Source organism: Rathayibacter sp. AY1D5, assembly GCF_002932515.1.
In the GTDB taxonomy this organism is placed as follows: domain Bacteria; phylum Actinomycetota; class Actinomycetes; order Actinomycetales; family Microbacteriaceae; genus Rathayibacter.
Genome location: NZ_PSVU01000042.1, coordinates 16898 through 33031, shown reverse-complemented (window position 1 = coordinate 33031; position 16134 = coordinate 16898). Strand labels below are relative to the sequence as shown.

Here is a 16134-nt window from a genome sequence, read left to right as displayed (position 1 = left end):
CACGAAGCCCGCGAGGATCGTGTCGTCGCCCGCGATGGCGTCGACCTCTCCTGCCTGGAAGAGGGCGAGGCACTGCGAGTGCGTGGCGGCCTCGACGGCCTCGACCTCCGGGTAGTCGTTCTGCAGGCGGCTGAGCGTCGTGGTGCCGCTGGGCGCGCAGACCCTCTCGCCGTCGAGGTCGCCGATGCCCGTGATCGGGACTCCGTCGGGGTCGTCGGAGACGAGCACCTTGAGGCCGGCGTCGTAGTATTCGGACGAGAAGGCGATCGAGCTCCAGCGATCGCAGGTCATCGTCAGGGTGCGGGCGACCATGTCGACCTGCGGGGCGCCGTCGCCGCCGGTGAGCGCGGGGAGGCGCTGAGCGGAGGTGATCACGACGTAGTCGATGGAGTCGCTGCCGAGGATCGCCCGGGCGACCTCGCGGGCGATGTCGACGTCGAAGCCCTCGATCGCCCCCGTGATCGGGTTGCGGGCGCTCATCAGGAGGGTGTCGGCCGAGACGCCGACGCGCAGGGTCCCGCGCCCGCGGATCTCCGCGAGCCTGGTGCTGTCGGTCACGCCGGTCGGCGCGTAGGAGGTGACCGCCGAGGGCGAGCAGTCCGCCGCGGCAGGAGCGGCGGGAGCGGACGCGCTCGCCGTCGGAGTCGGGGTCGCCGCGGCGAGGGGCGTGCCGAGGTCGTCCGCCCCCGTCGTGCAGCCGGTGAGGGCGAGAGCCGCGGCGGTGGCCAGGGCGAGGGCGGCGGCGCGCAGGCGGTTCATCGGTACTCCTCCAGTCGCTGGGCGATGCCGCGCCAGGCGAACACGGCTCCGGCGAGACCGGCCGCCAGCAGGATCCACGAGACGAGGGTCGCGAACTCCGCGCCTCGATCGAGCGTGGTGGCGGCGGCCAGTGCCTTCTCCTGCACCACGTCGCGGGCGTCGTCGGAGAAGGTGGTGAAGAGCTCGTTCGGCGTGCCGTTCCCGGTGATCGTGGCGACGCGGACGGCCTGGTCCCAGTTCCCGGCGTCGTCCGCCTCCCGGATCTCCTCGTGGAACGACTGCCACTGCCCGAACTCGTCGACGAGCCGTGTCCTCGCCAGCTCGTCCTGCAGGTCGCCCGAGAGCTTCTCCCGGGCGGAGTCGACGGCCTGGGTGTAGCGCTCCTCGAGGGCGGCGCCGGAGCCGCGCTTGATCAGCGTGAAGCTCTCGAGCGACTTGGCGTCGCTCGCGGCGATGAGCGCGTTCGACACGGTGAGCGCCTCGCGGTAGGACTCGACCCGCGCCGTCCCCGCGTCCGCCGCGACCGATCCGTAGGCGAGCGCCCCGCCGACGCCGACGACCAGCAGGAGGGCGGTCCCCGTGGCGAGCGGGCGGTTGAGGTAGCGGTGCGTACGGCGGGCGAGCCAGAGCTGCGCCGCCAGGAGGAGGACCAGCATCACGAGCGAGCCGATCATGAGCAGGACGCTCCAGCGGACGGCGTCGTAGGCGGCCGCGACCCGGTCGGCACCGGAGTCGACGAGTCCGTCGAGGTCCTCGAGGATGCCGCCGTCTCCCGAGAGGGCCGTCGACGCCTGGTCGAGGTACGCCGAGGCGACGGGGAAGCCCTGCCGGTTGTTGGCCCGCGCCTGCTCGATCAGCCCGCTGTAGGTCGTGATGCTGCTGGCGACCCGGGCGAGGGCCCGGGTGTCCGCCGAGTCGGCTGCCGAGAGCCCGGCGATCGCGGAGGCGGCGCCGGTGAGGCTCGAGACGTACGACGCCCGCAGCTCGGTCGGCTCCAGTCCGCCGACGAGGAAGGTGTTGGCCGCGATCGCGTTGGCGTCCACCAGCAGCGTGCGGACGTTCTGCACGCCGAGCAGCTGCGCCGACTGCTCCCGGGCCGTGGTCGCGGCGCGCGCCTGCATCGCTCCTGCCTGCTGCGCGAACACGCCGAACAGCACGGCCGCCAGCGCCGTCAGGGCGAGCAGGAGGCGCAGGGTGGCCGGAGTGGTCGCGGTCGCGCGGGCCAGCAGCGACGGCTTCCGCTGCGCCGGCCGGTTGGCGACCTGGACGAGGGGCGGCTCGGGGATCCTCTGCGCGGGCGGCGCGGCGGGTGCGGTGCTCAACGGCTCTCCTCCTCGGGGTCGTCGGTGACGGGGACGGCCGTGCCGCTCGGGGCGGCGTCCGCCTGCCCGAAGGCCTCCTCAGAGCCGTCGACCGCGCCCTCGTCGTCGCCGCCGGCTCCGTCCGGGCTGCTCGAGGCTTCGGGGCTCTCCACCACGTCCTCGGGGAGCAGGATGCGCAGCTCGTCGAGCGTCGGCTCCTCCACGTCGCGGAGGCGCCAGGCGTGCCGGGCGATCGCCGCGTCGAGGACGTTGCGGACCCAGCGCCCGTTGCCGAACGCCTCCGTGCGCTGCTGCGCCGAGGCGAGGCCCGCGAACGCGGCGAGCGCCTCCTCCGTCGGCTCGAAGTCCGCGGAGGCGGCAAGGCGGCCGAAGATCGCCGAGAGCTCGTCGTCGGAGTAGTCGGCGAAGTCGATCGTGGTCGAGAAGCGGCTGGCGAGACCCGGGTTCGTGTCGAGGAAGCCCTGCATCGGCCCGGAGTAGCCGGCGACGATCACGACGAGGTCGCCGCGGTGGTCCTCCATGTCCTTCACGAGGGTGGTGACCGCCTCCGCGCCGTACTGGTCGAGCGCGAGCGCGTAGGCCTCGTCGATGAAGAGGACGCCGCCGCGCGCGGAGGCGATCACCTCCGCGGTCTTCGTCGCGGTCTGCCCGAGGTAGCCGGCCACCAGCTCCGATCGGTCGACCTCGACGAGCACGCCCTTCGAGAGGATGCCGAGCGAGCGGTAGATCCGCGAGACCAGCCGCGCCACCGTCGTCTTGCCCGTGCCGGGGTTCCCCGTGAAGACGAGGTGGCGGGTGAGCGTGGGCGTGCTGAGTCCGGCGGCCTGGCGCAGGGTGTCGATCCGGAGCAGCTGCGTCTGCCGCTTGATCTCGCTCTTCACCCGGTCGAGGCCGATCAGCGCGTCGAGCTCGGCGAGCAGGTCGTCGATGGACTCCGGCGGGTCGAGCGGCTCCGGCTCGGAGGCGGGCTCCGCGGCGGGAGCGGCGGCGGGCGCCGGCTCGTCCTGCGGACCGTCGTGCTCGGTCCGGCGGAGGCGCTCGAGGATCTCGTCGACCCCGGGCACGCCGGCGGGCAGACCGGTCGGCAGGTCGGCGCTCGCGGCACCGTCCGGCGTCCGGCCGGTCGTGTGCGGTACTCCTCCGCTCGTCGTCGGAGCGGCGCCCCGGGCGCCCGGGACGGCGGAGAGCTGGGCCGCGGCGGTCGCGGAGGCGGAGGCGATGCCGCCGATGCCCGGGTCGCCGAGAGCGCTGGCCGCCGAGACGACCTCGGTCAGGGCGCGGGCGTAGGCGGAGGAGTGGTGAGAGCCCGCGCCGACCAGGGCGGCCAGCTGATCGGTCGGCCCCGACCGCCAGCGCCGGCCGCTCGAGGCGGCGGTGAAGAACGCCTCCAGACCGCCCGTCGCGCCGGTCGCGGCGAGCCAGTCCTGCCCGGCGCCGCGGATCGACTCGGCGACGGCGGCGGCCAGCCGCGCACCCTCGTCGCGGACGGCCGCGGCGTCGAGGCCGGCGGCCGTCCCCGCGAGCACGAGGGCGTCCAGCGCCGGGGCGAGCGCGGTCACGAGGCGCTCGGCGGGGTCAGCGAGCCGGATCCGGACGGCGCTCCCGGCTGCGGAGGCGCGTCGAGACCGCTCGGGGAGAGCGAGGACTCCGTGAACTTCTCGGCCAGGAACTGCCCGTGCGCGATCAGCGCCGAGGCGTCCTGTCGCGAGACGGCGTCCGAGATGCGGTCGAGCGTGCCTCCGAGGAGGTCGAGCTGGTCGCAGAGGATCATCAGCGAGGTCTTCCCCCTGTGCACGGCGCGGCGGTCGGCGAAGTCCCTCGGCAGGCGGAGGTAGCCCTCCACCGCCTCGGGGAGGTAGCTGGTCGCGGTCGCGACGACGGTGTGGCCCTGCCGGCTCATCCCGCCGAGGCGGTCGAGACGGGGCACCATCTCGCGGACCGTCTCGTCGATCCGCTGGATGCGCGCGGCGACGATGCCGGGAACCCGGCCCTCCGTCCGCGTGCCGACCTTGTCGAGCGCCGCGAGGATGTCGTCGCTCGTCGGGACGCTCGGCAGAGCGGGCGCGGTCTCCTCCGGCGCCGCGGGGGCACCCGTGAACAGTCGGGAGAACCAGCCCATCGGCTAGCGGCCGAGATCGAGCGAGGACGTCGCGTCGATGTCCGAGTTGCTGCGGCGGGCCCGCTCGACGTACTCGCCGGCCTTCGCCGTCTCGGTCTGCAGGACTCCGACGGTCTGGGCCATGCTGTCGAGCGCCTTGATCTTGAAGTCCGAGATCGAGTCCATCGTCTGGTAGATGTTCGCGAACGCGGCCTGCAGCTGCGGCAGCCCGACCGTGGCCGAGGCGGCCTGCGACTGGATCGAGGCCGACTGGTCGGCGAGCATGCGCGAGGTGGCCTCGATCATGTTGGACGTCGTGGTGTTCAGCGCCGTGATCTGATCGAGCACGAGGCGCTGGTTGGCGAGCGCCTGCGCCACGATGACCGCCGTGCGCAGCGCCGAGACGGTCGTGGTCGTCGCGCGGTCGACGCCCTTGATCAGCTCGACGTTGTTCTTGATGACGACGTCGATCGCGAGGTAGCCCTGGATCGACACGGCCAGCTGGGTCAGCAGGTCCTGGTGCTTCTGGCGCGCGTAGAAGAGGACGTCCTCGCGCAGCGCCTTCGCCCGCTCCGGATCGGTCGCGTCGAGCTCGGCGATCTTCGCCGAGAGCTTCACGTCGAGCCGCTCGGCGACGTAGATGTACTCGTTGAGACGGGTCATCGTCTCCCAGAGGTTCTGCTTCTCGAGGTTCAGGGCCGCGTTGTCCTTCCGCAGCTCGTCCTGCCCGTCGTACAGGGCCTGGATGATCGCGTTCAGGTGCGACTGGGCGCTCTCGTAGCGGCGGAAGTAGTCGGTGATCTTGTTGCCGAACGGGATGAAGCCCAGGATCTTCTTCTGCAGGTTGTCCTCGGACGGGTCCAGATCCTCCACCGTGCGGCGCAGCTCGAGCAGTGTCTTGCCGATGGTCGACCCCTCGGAGAGCCCGCCCTCCTGGAGGGCGCGCACCGGCGTGCTCAGCAGCCGGTTCGACGAGTCGGCGGCCGAGCGGATGTCGGCGTCGCCCATCGTGCGGATGTCGTTGGCCCGCGTCGCGAACTCGGGGCTGCGGGACTCCGTCGCCAGGAGCGTGTCGAGGTAGCCGTCGACCTTCGCCTCGAGGCCGGGCAGGGCGGCTTCCGGCACCTTCGGCGCGATCGACGGCGCCGAGGTGGTCGGCACCGCTGCCACCGGCTCCGGAGGCGTGAGCGAGAGGGCGTTCTGGACGGGCGGCTGCAGGGCCTCGGTCATCGGGATCCTCACCGTTCCTGGCGCTCGGCGCCGACTGGGATGAACGTCCGCCCAGCATATCCCGGGCCCTCCCGCGGGATCCCCGCGAGCCGCCTCGTCCGAGGACTCGACGCGATCGGGCGGCTGTGGAGGGGCATCCGCCGCCGGTCAGACCGCCTTCGGGCGCCTCCGCAGCGTCGCCACCGCGACTCCGGCCAGGGCGAGCGCGCCTCCGAGCAGCGCGGCGAGCGGCGGGGTCTCGCCCAGGACGAGCCAGGACAGCAGCACGACCACCGCGGGCACCGCGTAGGTGGACGCCGCGGTGCGACCCGCGCTGGAGCGCGCGAGGACGTACCCCCACGTCGTGAAGGCGACGGCCGTCGGGAAGATCCCGAGGTAGACCACGGCCAGGATCGAGGAGAGCGGAGCGGCGGCGAGCGCCTCGACGAGCTCCGGGGCGAAGGGCAGGCACGCGACCGTGCCGGCGAGGCAGCCGAGCCAGGTCATCGTCGGCGCGTCGATCCGGCCCAGCAGGCGCTTCTGCAGGGTCGCCGCGCTGCCGTAGACGACGGCGGCCACCAGGCCGAGGGCGACGCCGATCACGTCGAACTGCCCGGTGGAGGTGGAGAACGCGATCACCGCGACGCCGGTCAGCGCCACGAGCATCCCGGCGAGGAGACGGCGGGGGAACCCCTCCCCCAGCAGCAGCCCGGCGAGCACGGCGGTGATCATCGGCGCGATGTTCACCAGCAGCGCCGCCGTCCCCGCGTCGACGTGCCGCTCCGAAGCGTTCAACGCCAGGTTGTAGACCCCGAACCAGGCGACTCCCCAGCCCAGCACGAGCAGGAGGAGGCGCCCGCGCGGGACCGCTGTGCGCGGATCCGGACCCGCCTCCGAGCGGCGCCTCCGGGCGATGAGGACGACGCGCACCACCGTGAGCGCGAGCGACCCCACCACGATGCGGCCGAGGGTCAGCGCGCCCGGGCCGAAGTCCTCCGTCGTGGCGCGGATGCCGACGAAGGCCGACGCCCAGAGCAGGACGGTGACCGCGATCGCGCCCCACAGCAGGAGGGCGTCCCTCGTGGAGGGCGGGGCGGAGGAGGAGACGTCGGTCATGAGGCCATCGTGGCGCTGCCGGGGATTCAGCACCAGTTCCGTTCACTGTCGGATCGTTCAGCCGAACTGTACGGTCGTCTCATGCTCGACGTGCACCGGCTCCGCATCCTCCGCTCCGTCGTCGCCTCCGGCTCGATCGCGGGAGCCGCCTCCGGCCTCGGCTACACGCCGTCCGCCGTCAGCCAGCACCTCTCCGCTCTGCAGCGCGAGACCGGACTGACCCTGCTGGAGCGGGTGGGCCGCGGCGTCCGCCCGACCCCCGCCGGACGCGCCCTCGCCGCCCAGGCGGACCGCGTCCTCGAGCGCCTCGCCGAAGCGGAGGCCGTGGTGGAGGAGCTGCGCGAGGGCCGCTCCGGCCGCCTCTCCGTGACGTACTTCGCCTCCGTCGGCAGCGCCTGGATGCCGGAGGTCGCCCGCCGGCTGACCGCCGCGTTCCCCGGCCTCGCCCTCGATCTGCGCCTGGGAGAGGAGCTCGACGACGACCTCGGAGCGCGCCCCGACGTGCAGCTCCTCGTCGCCTCCTCCGAGCCGACCGCCCCCGGATTCACGGCGCACCACCTCCTCGACGACCCCTACCTCGTCGTCCTGCCCGACAATCATCCGCTCGCCTCCCGGAGCGAGATCGACCTCGCCGAGCTCGCGAACGAGCGCTGGGTCGACAACGACCTGCCCACCGGCTGGTGCCGCCGGAACGTCGTGGAGGCCTGCGCCGCCGCCGGGTTCGCGCCGCCCTTCCACGTCCAGGCCAACGACCACATCACCGCCGCCGCGTTCGTCGCCGCGGGCATGGGCGTGACGGTCCTGCCGGAGCTCGCGGCCCACCGCCTGCCGGACGGCGTCCGCGCCGTGCCCGTCGTCCGTCCCCGGCCCGTCCGCTCCCTCGAGGCCGTCGTGCGGAACTCCGCCGCCTCCTCCGCACCGGTGGCCCTGGTGCTGGAGACACTGAAGGCCCTCGCCGCGCGCCGCTGAGCGCGCCTGCACGGGCGAGCTCGCAGCACACCGGAGCACGATGGGCGCGTGAGCTCCGTCGAACCCGTCACCCGTTCCGCGCCCGCGCTCGGCGGACCGCGCATCCTGAAGCAGCGCTGGACCGAGGCGACGTTCCTGCACTGGCGGGTCGACCCCGCCCTGGTGGCGCCCCACCTCCCGGCCGGGACGAGGCCCGACGAGCACGACGGCTCCTCCTGGGTGGGCCTGATCCCGTTCCGGCTCTCGCGGACAGCCTTCCTCGGCGGCCCGCGGGTGCCCTGGCTCGGCACCTTCCCCGAGGTGAACGTCCGGCTCTACTCCGTCGACGAGCAGGGACGACGCGGAGTCGTGTTCGTCTCGCTCGACGCCTCCCACCTCCTTCCCGTGCTCACCGCGCAGGCGGTGTTCGGGCTCCCCTACCGCTGGGCCCGGATGAGCATCGAGCACCGCCACGGCGCGGTGATCTACGACACGATCCGGCACTCGGACTCGGCCGCCCGCTCCCGGATCGTCGTCCGCCCGGGCGACCCGGTCGGCGAGGACCCGCTCGCCTCGTTCCTCACTGCACGCTGGGCCTACCACGAGCGCCACCTGGGCTCCACCTGGTACGGCCGCAACCTGCACCGGCCGTGGCCGCTGCGCCGCGCGGAGCTGCTGGCGCTCGACGACGGGCTGCTCGACGCCGCGGGCTTCCCCGGGCTGGCGACGCGCGCGCCGGACTCGGTGCTGTACTCGGCCGGAGTGGAGACGGTGTTCACGGTGCCGCGGAAGGTGTGAGGGGGGCGACGCTCCTCCACAGACGTTTCTTCGCGATGCTGTCCGATGAAACGGCGCTCCCGAGGCCCACGGCGAGACTTCGTCCGGTGAGATCAGGGCATGAAGGAATCGGCGACAGTAGACGACGCGCTCACGGAGGCGCTCGCGCTCGCCGGCTCACGGCACGCTGAGCGGTCCGCCGTCGAGGCATCCCGGTACCGGGCAGTCGAGGATGCACGCCGCCTCGCGATGGCGGCACCGGCGGCTCTCATCGGCGACCACGTCCAGGTGCAGGTGGATCAGGCGGAGGCGGCGCACCGGGCGCTGATCGCGGAGCTCGCGACGGGACTCCGGGTCTCGGAGGCGCACGCCTCTGCACTGGTCGACGAGGCACGCCTGCTGGTGAACGACCTCCCGGCGACGTTGCGCGCACTCGCGGACGGAACGCTCTCCCCCGAGCACGCGCGACTCGTGGTGCGAGGAGCACTCGACGTCCCCACCGAGGTCCGTGGGCGCTTCGACGAGGAGGCCGCCACGATCGCGGTCGCCTGCACGCCGCCCCAGCTGCGACGCGCCCTCCGGTCGCTCCGGGAACGGCTGCACCCGCAGACGCTCAGCGAACGTCATCGGGACTGCGCCCGTCGTCGCGCGCTCTGGGTGGAGGGCCTCGACGACGGGATGGCGATCCTGCACCTCTACACCGCAGCTCCCGATGTGCTCGGCGCGATGGACAGGATCGACCGGGCCGCCCGCTCCCTCGCGGATCTGCCGGACGAGGAGCGGACGCTGGGCCAGCTCCGCGCAGACATCGCCGCTGCGCTGCTGGTCGACGGGGAGACATCGGCCGACGGAGACGGCACGTCGATGCCGGCGGGAGTGCGCGCCGAAGTCGCGGTGACCGTGCCTGCACTGACCCTCCTCGGGCGCTCCGACCAGCCCGCCGTCCTCGACGGATACGGACCCGTCGATCCAGAGACCGCGCGGCGTCTCGCAGCAGGTGCTCCCTCGTTCACGCGGCTGCTCACCCATCCGGAGAGCGGAGCGGTCCTCTCCGTCGGACGCGACTCCTACCGAGTGCCGGCGGACCTGCGTCGCCACCTCCAGCACCGCGACGGGACCTGCCGGTTCCCGGGATGCACCCGCAGCACCCGCCACGCGGACGTCGACCACACGAACGACTGGCAGCACGGAGGCACCACGTCGGCCGACAACCTCGCGCACCTCTGCCGACACCACCACCGGATCCGCCACACCACGGGGTGGACCCACCGGCAGGAGCCGGACGGCACGCTGCGCTGGACGAGCCCGACGGGACGGCAGCATGTCACCCGGCCGGGCGAGCCGGCGGACAGGGCGGAGGGCGGACACGGTCCGAGCGGAGACCGCGGGCCGTGACACGGGCAGGTCGGATGGTCGAGACAGGCAGGTCAAGGGGCGGGCCCACTTCGGCGCGCCCGCGTAGCGTGGACGCACGGGCCGATCGGCGTGGAAGCGACAAGAGGGGCAGCGACATGGCAGGAACGAAGGACAGGAAAGACGCGACGACGGAGACCTCGGCGGTGCTCTTCGACATCGACGGGACCCTCGCCGACACGAACTTCCTCCACGTCGAGGCGTGGTCGCGCGCCTTCTGGCAGGCCGACCTCGTCGTGCCCGCCTGGCGCATCCAACGAGCGATCGGCGCAGACTCGTCGGAGCTGCTCGACATGCTCCTCGAGGACGACGTGAAGGAGGAGCAGCGCGCACTGGTGAAGTCGCTGCACACCAAGAACTACACCGAGACGACAGCACGCATCGTTCCACTTCCGGGAGCTCGCGAGCTCGTCGCGACGCTCGTCGGTCGAGGCGTCCACGTCGTCCTCGCCACCTCGGCACCGCAGAACGAGCTGGACGTGCTTCTCGACGTCCTCGACTTCGGCGGGTCCGTCCACGCTGTCACCAGCGGCGCCGACGTCTCCACCGCCAAGCCAGCACCCGACCTGATCTCTATCGCGCTCGACCGCGCGGGTGTCTCCGTCGACCGCGCCGTCATGGTCGGCGACGCGACCTGGGACGTCCTGGCCGCCGAGCGCGCGGGCCTGGCAACGGTCGGAGTCCTCTCCGGCGGAACCTCGGAGCACGAACTCCGCGAGGCCGGAGCCGTCGCCGTCTACGAGGACGCGGCGGCCGTCCTCACCGGTCTCGGTGAAGGGCCCCTCGCGAGCCTCCTGAACTGACCGACCGCCACCCCAGGAGGCTCACGAGCCTCAGTCGCGGGGTCGCCGTCGCAGCACGAGGAGCGTCACTCCGATGGCGGCGGCGACCGCGGCGAGAGCGCCGCCGATCCACAGGACGTCCTCGAGGAGTGCCGGGTCCGATCCGGACGTCGCCTGCGCTTCGTCGGCGGACTCGGCCTGTCCTCCTGAGACCGCGACGGTGCCGTTGCAGTCCGGGACCGAGTCCGACCCGTCGGCGAGCGCGGTCCCGTCGGCCGGCGTCCAGTCGAACGCGTACTGGCCCGACACGGGGTGCCCGTCGGTCGACACGACCTGCCACGTCACCTCGTACTCCCCCGCCGCGCCGAGCTCGAGCGGCATCGACGCTTCCGGCCCGACGACGCTGACGCAGCCGTCGCCGTAGTAGAGCCCGTCCGGCCCGACGACGCGCAGAGCCGCCGCCGTTCCGTCTGTCCCGAGGACGAGCAGGTCGTCGTTCGTCGTCAGCACCAGCGTTCCCGGCTGCTCCGTCACGGTCGAGTCCGCAGCGGGAGTCGTCGAGACGAGGTAGTTGTGCGCGCTGGCGGGCGCCGCCACAGCGATCGAGCCGAGCAGCCCGATCGCGGTCGCGGCGACGAGGGCCTTCCGACGGGTCACGCCGACGCCCGGGGTCCGCGGCGGCGGGAGGCGAGCCCGACGGCCAAGCCGACCGCGCCGACGACGAGCCCGCCGACTCCGAGGATGCGGGCGAGCACGTCGTCGCCGCTCGTGGCCGTCGTCGCCGAGGCGGTGGTCGCGACCGCGTCGTCACCGTCGCCGTCGTCGTCGTGTCCGCCCCCGTGGCCGGACCCTGCTTCCGCCGCGGTCACCGCGACGGTGGGAGCGGGCAGCTCGGGCTCGTCCTGGCCGTCGACGGTCGGCTGGTCCCAGGCGGTGCTGCCGGTCTCGCACGTCTGCAGCACGGGGAACTCCAGCGTGGAGCCGGCTGCGTCCTCGGGGAGCTGAAGCTGGAGGGCGACGGTGTCGCGGTAGCCGTCGGCGAGGGGCGTCTTCGCCGTGTAGACCACGTCCGAGACCCGCTTGGTCGCGGTGTTCCCGTGGGAGTCGGTGACCGGGTCGGCGATCGCGACCTCGTTCTTCACGACGTCCCAGTTCGGGTTGATCGTCGGGCTGACCGAGTTGATGCCGTCGGGCATCGTGATCGTGAGTCCCGTCGTCGGCGAGCCCTCGCAGCCGTGGGCCAGCGAGAACGTCACCACCGTGTACGAGCCGGCGGCGGTGCTGCTCGCCGCCGCGGTCACGTGGGCGCTGGCCGCCGTGGGCGCGGCGACAGCGAGCGCGATCGATCCGACGGCGACGAGTGCGCCGCTGCCGACGAGGCGGAGCCGCGAGAAGGAAGAAGAGGAAGAAGAAGAAGAAGAAGAAGAAGAAGAACGGGTCATGACGGTCGTGTCCTCGGGGGAGATCCGGCGCGGGGCCGGGAGTTCTGGACGCAGCGCGGGTTCGCGGTGCGTGCGGGGCGCCGACCGGAGCCGCTCCCACACGGGAGGGGCGTCAGGCGGCGCGGAGGACCCGCAGCGGCGGCCCGCGGTGCCGGAGGATCGAGAGGACCGCGTCGAGGGATCGAGTCGCCCGCGGCTCGTGGGTACCCGTTATCGAGACGCCGGGGGCCGACGGGAGTGCGACCGCGGACGCGCGGGCGACGATCCGTACGACGACGCGCTGGAGGCCTGCTCCCAGCGTCCAGAAGAGGCGCTCGCCGTACCGGAACGCCGCGATCGTGAAGGCAGCCGCAGCGAGGTGGGCGACGAGCATCAGCGGAGCGTGAGTCGCGTGTCCGCCTCCGCCGGCGATCAGCTCGATGGTCGACCCGTCGTGGAAGTGCGCGCCGGTGCCCGTCGTCCCGACCACGCTCACCTCCCCACCGCTGCCCGTGATGAGGAAGAGGCCGTGGTACGCGATCTGGCTGAGGAGCACGGAGAGCGTCAGCCGGGGAAGGGACAGACGGCGCCCCGAGAGGAGGACGCAGACGACGACGGCGAACGCCGCGGCGAGGGCGAGCACGGCAGGAGCGGGGGTCTCGGCGCCCGCGAGCGTGTGGGAGGCGGCGGCCGTGGCGGTCGCTGCGAGAGCGGCGGCGACGCCGCGAGCCACTCGTGCACCTCGGGTCTGCACTCGCCCGTCCTCTCGTCGTCGCGTCGACGCGTGCGCGCGACGTCTCCAGGGTAATCGACGCGGCGGAGCAGCTCCCCGCCGTCCCGGTTCCCTGCCGTTACGAAGCCGTTACCTAGATCACCGAAAGAAATCCAAACCCCCGCAGGGAGGGCTCCGAACACATGTCAACGGCCGCGACACGGTCCACACAGAACAGGTCCTCCGCATCACGTGGGGGCCGTCTCACGAAGGAGTAATCCCATGCGATCCACCAAGCGTTCCGCCCTCGCCGCATTCGCCCTGCTGGGCACCGCCGCCCTCGGCCTCACCGCCTGCTCGAGCGGAAGCGGCTCGACCACCGCCGCCAGCGACGCGGCGACCGAGATGTCGACCCCGATGGCCACCTCGTCGGCCTCCGCCTCCTCGACCCCCATGGCGACCATGGACCCGGCCGCGAACCTCGTCGGCCCCGGCTGTGCCGCCTACGCCGAGCAGGTCCCGGACGGCGCCGGCTCGGTCGAGGGCATGTCGCTCGACCCCGTTGCGACCGCCGCGTCGAACAACCCGCTGCTCACCACCCTGACCGCTGCGGTCTCCGGTGGCCTCAACCCCGACGTCAACCTCGTCGACACGCTGAACAGCGGCGAGTTCACCGTCTTCGCCCCGGTCGACGACGCGTTCGCCAAGCTCGACGCCGCGACCGTCGACTCCCTCAAGACCCCCGAGGGCGCCGCCACGCTGTCCTCGATCCTGACCTACCACGTCGTCCCCGGCCAGATCGCCCCTGACGCGATCGCCGGCGACCACGCCACCGTCCAGGGTGGCAACCTCACCGTCACCGGTTCCGGCGACGACCTGAAGGTCAACGACGCGTCCGTCATCTGCGGTGGCGTCCAGACCGCCAACGCGACCGTCTACCTCATCGACACCGTGCTGACCCCCCCGGCCAGCTGATTCCCCTCACCGGCTCCGGCCGGTGAACACGCCGAAGGGCGGGCACCGCGAGGTGTCCGCCCTTCGGCGTTCGTGCGTGCAGAAGCCCTCCGCGAAGCCGGACACTGCAGAGTCGTCCGGCACAGAGTCGTCCAGCACAGAGCCGTCCAGCACAGAGTCGCGCAACGCAGCGCCGCCCCACGGGAAGCCGCACAGCGCGGAGCCCTGCGCAGCGCGGAGTCGGAGGGTCACCACGACCCGGCACTCGCCGTCACGCCGCACCACAGCACCCACCACGAAAGACGACGAGGCGCGGACCCCGATGCAGGGGTCCGCGCCTCGTCGTCGTGCGGTCGGCGGCTACTCGGCCGGGGCGCTGATCTCGCGCAGGACGCGGTCGCCGGGGCGGGCCTCGATCATCTCGGCCTCGATCTCGGCACGGTCGAGCAGCTCCTCCATGCGGCGGCGGCGGTTGCGCGTGATGAGCGTCACGACCGTGCCCGTCTTGCCCGCGCGGCCGGTGCGGCCGGAGCGGTGGAGGTACGTCTTGTACTCGTCGGGAGCGTCCGCCTGGATCACCAGGTCGATGTCGTCGACGTGGATGCCGCGCGCGGCCACATCGGTCGCGACCAGCACGTCCACGCGTCCGCTGGTGAGCAGTGCGAGGTTGCGGGTTCGGCGCGACTGGTTGAGGTCGCCGTGGAGGCTCGTCGCGGGGATGTCCGCGTGGTCGAGCTGCTCCGCGAGCTGCTCCGCGAACGCGCGGGTCCGGGCGAAGATCAGCGTCTTGCCCTGGCGGGCGGCGAGCTGCTCGATGATCTCGGCCTTGTCGCGGTGCTCGATCAGGAGCACGCGGTGGTCGATGGTCGAGGACGCCTGGTCCTCGCCGGCGACCTCGTGGACGCTCGGCTCGACCAGGAACTCGTCGACGAGCGTCGCGACGCCCTTGTCGAGCGTGGCCGAGAACAGCAGCCGCTGGCCGCCGTCGGCGGTCTGGCGGAGGATGCGCTGCACCGGCTCGAGGAAGCCGAGGTCGCACATGTGGTCGGCCTCGTCGAGCACCGTGATGGTGATGTTCGAGAGGTCGAGGCGGCCCTGCTCGACGAGGTCCTCGAGGCGGCCCGGCGTCGCGATGACGATGTCGACTCCGCGCTGGAGGGCTCCGACCTGCTTGTACTGGGGGACGCCGCCGTAGATGGTCGTCGTGAACAGGCCGACGGAGCGGGCGATCGGCTGGATCGTCCGGTCGATCTGCATGGCGAGCTCGCGGGTCGGCGCGAGGATGAGCGCGCGCGGAGCGCGGCCCGGCTTGCGGCCCTTCGCTCCGTTGTTCTCCATCAGGCGCTCGACGACGGGGGCGCCGAAGGCGATGGTCTTGCCGGAGCCGGTCTTGCCGCGTCCGAGGACGTCCTTGCCGGCGAGCACCTCGGGGATGGTCGCGGCCTGGATCGGGAACGGCGCGGCCGCTCCGAGCTCGGTCAGCATCCGGACGATGTTCCCGCCCAGGCCGAGGTCGCCGAAGGTGACGCCCTCGACGTCGACGGCGAGAGTGGCCGTCGCCTCGAGGCGCTCGAGCACGACGTCGTCGGCCTGGTGCGGCGCACGGGCGTCGCGGCTGGGGTAGAAGTCCGAGCCGGAGTCGCGGCGCGAGGGCCGGGAGTCGCGGTCGAACGAGCGGGTCGGGCGGTCGCCGCGGTCGTGGCCGCGCGAGGGACGCGCATCCCGGTCGAAGGAGCGGGCCGGGCGGTCGCTGCGGTCGAACGAGCGGGCGGGACGCTCTGTGCGGTCGTAGCCGCGCGAGGGGCGCTCGTCGCGGTCGCCGGTGCGGACCGGTCGGTCGTCGCGTCCGTAGGAGCGGGCCGGACGGTCGTCGCGGTCGTTCGAGCGCGCCGGACGCGCGTCACGGTCGAAGGAACGGGCCGGGCGATCGCTCCGGTCGAAGGAACGCGCCGGACGCTCATCGCGCCCGTAGGAACGGGCCGGACGGTCGTCTCGATCGTTCGAGCGCGCCGGACGCGCATCGCGGTCGAAGGAACGGGCCGGGCGATCGCTCCGGTCGAAGGAACGCGCCGGACGCTCATCGCGCCCGTAGGAACGGGCCGGACGGTCGTCGCGGTCGTTCGAGCGGGCCGGACGCGCGTCGCGGTCGTAGCCGCGCGAGGGCCGCTCGTCGCGGTCGTTCCCGCGGGCGGGCCGATCGGCGCGCTCGGTGGCCCGCTCGGCGCGCTCGTCGGCGTTCCAGCGCGCCTTCTTGGGGGCGTTCTCGTCGACGGCGCGGAAGCCGCGGTGGCCCTCGCTGCGCGAGCCCGGCTTGGCGCCGGGGAAGCGCGAGCGGCCGCCGAGCTGGGACTTGCCGCTCGAGGCGCCGAAGCGGTTGGGCTCGAAGTTCTTGGCCGGACGTCCGCCGGCGGGCTTCTTGTTCTTGGGCATGGCAGTTCTTCCTGGGTTCAGGTCGTGCGCGAGGAGGCGACGCCGGAGGAGCCCCGTCGTGAGGGGCGTCCGTGCGCTGGACTGCTGCGGGGCAGCAGGGGGAGAACCCGGGCGAGTCATTGACCGGGGCCGATTCACACATGTGATTCGTCTCACGACGACTGTCGGAGACTCGGCCCACTTGACTAACAAA

At 72.8% G+C, this 16134-nt stretch carries 15 protein-coding genes; 5 read left to right on the top strand and 10 right to left on the bottom strand.

What is annotated here, in order from left to right; all coding sequences use genetic code 11:
- The 6 genes from C5C82_RS12775 to C5C82_RS12750 form a co-directional block, all read right to left on the bottom strand.
- A partial coding sequence (locus C5C82_RS12775) for a transporter substrate-binding domain-containing protein (protein WP_104355184.1) occupies positions 1-759 on the bottom strand: 759 nt, incomplete at its 3' end.
- On the bottom strand, positions 756-2081 hold the full coding sequence (locus tag C5C82_RS12770; protein WP_104273647.1) for a hypothetical protein: 1326 nt from the start codon (positions 2079-2081) through the stop codon (positions 756-758). The genes C5C82_RS12770 and C5C82_RS12775, both read right to left, overlap by 4 nt.
- Positions 2078-3640, bottom strand: coding sequence for an AAA family ATPase (locus tag C5C82_RS12765; protein ID WP_258066108.1), 1563 nt, complete (start codon positions 3638-3640; stop codon positions 2078-2080). Before C5C82_RS12765 ends, C5C82_RS12770 begins: the two co-directional genes overlap by 4 nt.
- Positions 3637-4200: a hypothetical protein gene (locus tag C5C82_RS12760; protein ID WP_104355183.1), complete on the bottom strand. Its 564-nt coding sequence runs from the start codon at positions 4198-4200 to the stop codon at positions 3637-3639. The genes C5C82_RS12765 and C5C82_RS12760 overlap by 4 nt, the downstream gene beginning before the upstream one ends.
- 3 nt (positions 4201-4203) lie before the next feature.
- Complete coding sequence (locus tag C5C82_RS12755; protein WP_104223833.1) at positions 4204-5409, bottom strand: toxic anion resistance protein; 1206 nt, start codon at positions 5407-5409, stop codon at positions 4204-4206.
- A gap of 147 nt (positions 5410-5556) precedes the next feature.
- Positions 5557-6504, bottom strand: coding sequence for a DMT family transporter (locus tag C5C82_RS12750; RefSeq protein WP_104355182.1), 948 nt, complete (start codon positions 6502-6504; stop codon positions 5557-5559).
- Positions 6505-6585: 81 nt separating this feature from the next.
- Here C5C82_RS12750 and C5C82_RS12745 point away from each other — a divergent pair, with 81 nt between their 5' ends.
- From C5C82_RS12745 to C5C82_RS12730, 4 genes are all read left to right on the top strand, one after another.
- Positions 6586-7473 (top strand): LysR family transcriptional regulator, encoded by an 888-nt coding sequence (locus tag C5C82_RS12745; protein WP_104355181.1) that lies wholly within the window; start codon positions 6586-6588, stop codon positions 7471-7473.
- Positions 7474-7521: 48 nt separating this feature from the next.
- Positions 7522-8250 (top strand): YqjF family protein, encoded by a 729-nt coding sequence (locus C5C82_RS12740; protein WP_104237664.1) that lies wholly within the window; start codon positions 7522-7524, stop codon positions 8248-8250.
- Between the two features lie 99 nt (positions 8251-8349).
- Positions 8350-9624: an HNH endonuclease signature motif containing protein gene (locus C5C82_RS12735; protein WP_104355180.1), complete on the top strand. Its 1275-nt coding sequence runs from the start codon at positions 8350-8352 to the stop codon at positions 9622-9624.
- Positions 9625-9740: 116 nt separating this feature from the next.
- Positions 9741-10445, top strand: coding sequence for an HAD family hydrolase (locus C5C82_RS12730; protein WP_104355179.1), 705 nt, complete (start codon positions 9741-9743; stop codon positions 10443-10445).
- 30 nt (positions 10446-10475) lie between these two features.
- Here C5C82_RS12730 and C5C82_RS12725 read toward each other — a convergent pair whose 3' ends face one another.
- The 3 genes from C5C82_RS12725 to C5C82_RS12715 all read right to left on the bottom strand — a co-directional run bounded on the left by C5C82_RS12725 (position 10476) and on the right by C5C82_RS12715 (position 12578).
- On the bottom strand, positions 10476-11081 hold the full coding sequence (locus C5C82_RS12725) for a copper resistance CopC family protein (protein WP_104325966.1): 606 nt from the start codon (positions 11079-11081) through the stop codon (positions 10476-10478).
- Entirely contained in the window at positions 11078-11866 is a 789-nt protein-coding gene (locus C5C82_RS12720) for a YcnI family protein (protein ID WP_104355178.1), read from the bottom strand. The genes C5C82_RS12725 and C5C82_RS12720 overlap by 4 nt, the downstream gene beginning before the upstream one ends.
- Positions 11867-11978: 112 nt before the next feature.
- Positions 11979-12578: a hypothetical protein gene (locus tag C5C82_RS12715; protein WP_104325964.1), complete on the bottom strand. Its 600-nt coding sequence runs from the start codon at positions 12576-12578 to the stop codon at positions 11979-11981.
- Between the two features lie 261 nt (positions 12579-12839).
- Between C5C82_RS12715 and C5C82_RS12710 the strand changes: the two genes are divergently transcribed.
- Positions 12840-13532 carry a fasciclin domain-containing protein gene (locus C5C82_RS12710; protein ID WP_104223824.1) on the top strand — a complete coding sequence of 231 codons (693 nt, stop codon included), beginning with the start codon at positions 12840-12842 and terminating at the stop codon, positions 13530-13532.
- 339 nt (positions 13533-13871) lie between these two features.
- On the opposite strand, the gene C5C82_RS12700 is transcribed toward C5C82_RS12710, so the two are convergent.
- A complete protein-coding gene (locus C5C82_RS12700) occupies positions 13872-15941 on the bottom strand; it encodes a DEAD/DEAH box helicase (RefSeq protein ID WP_104347187.1) in 2070 nt (689 codons plus the stop codon).
- Between the last annotated feature and the right edge of the window lie 193 nt (positions 15942-16134).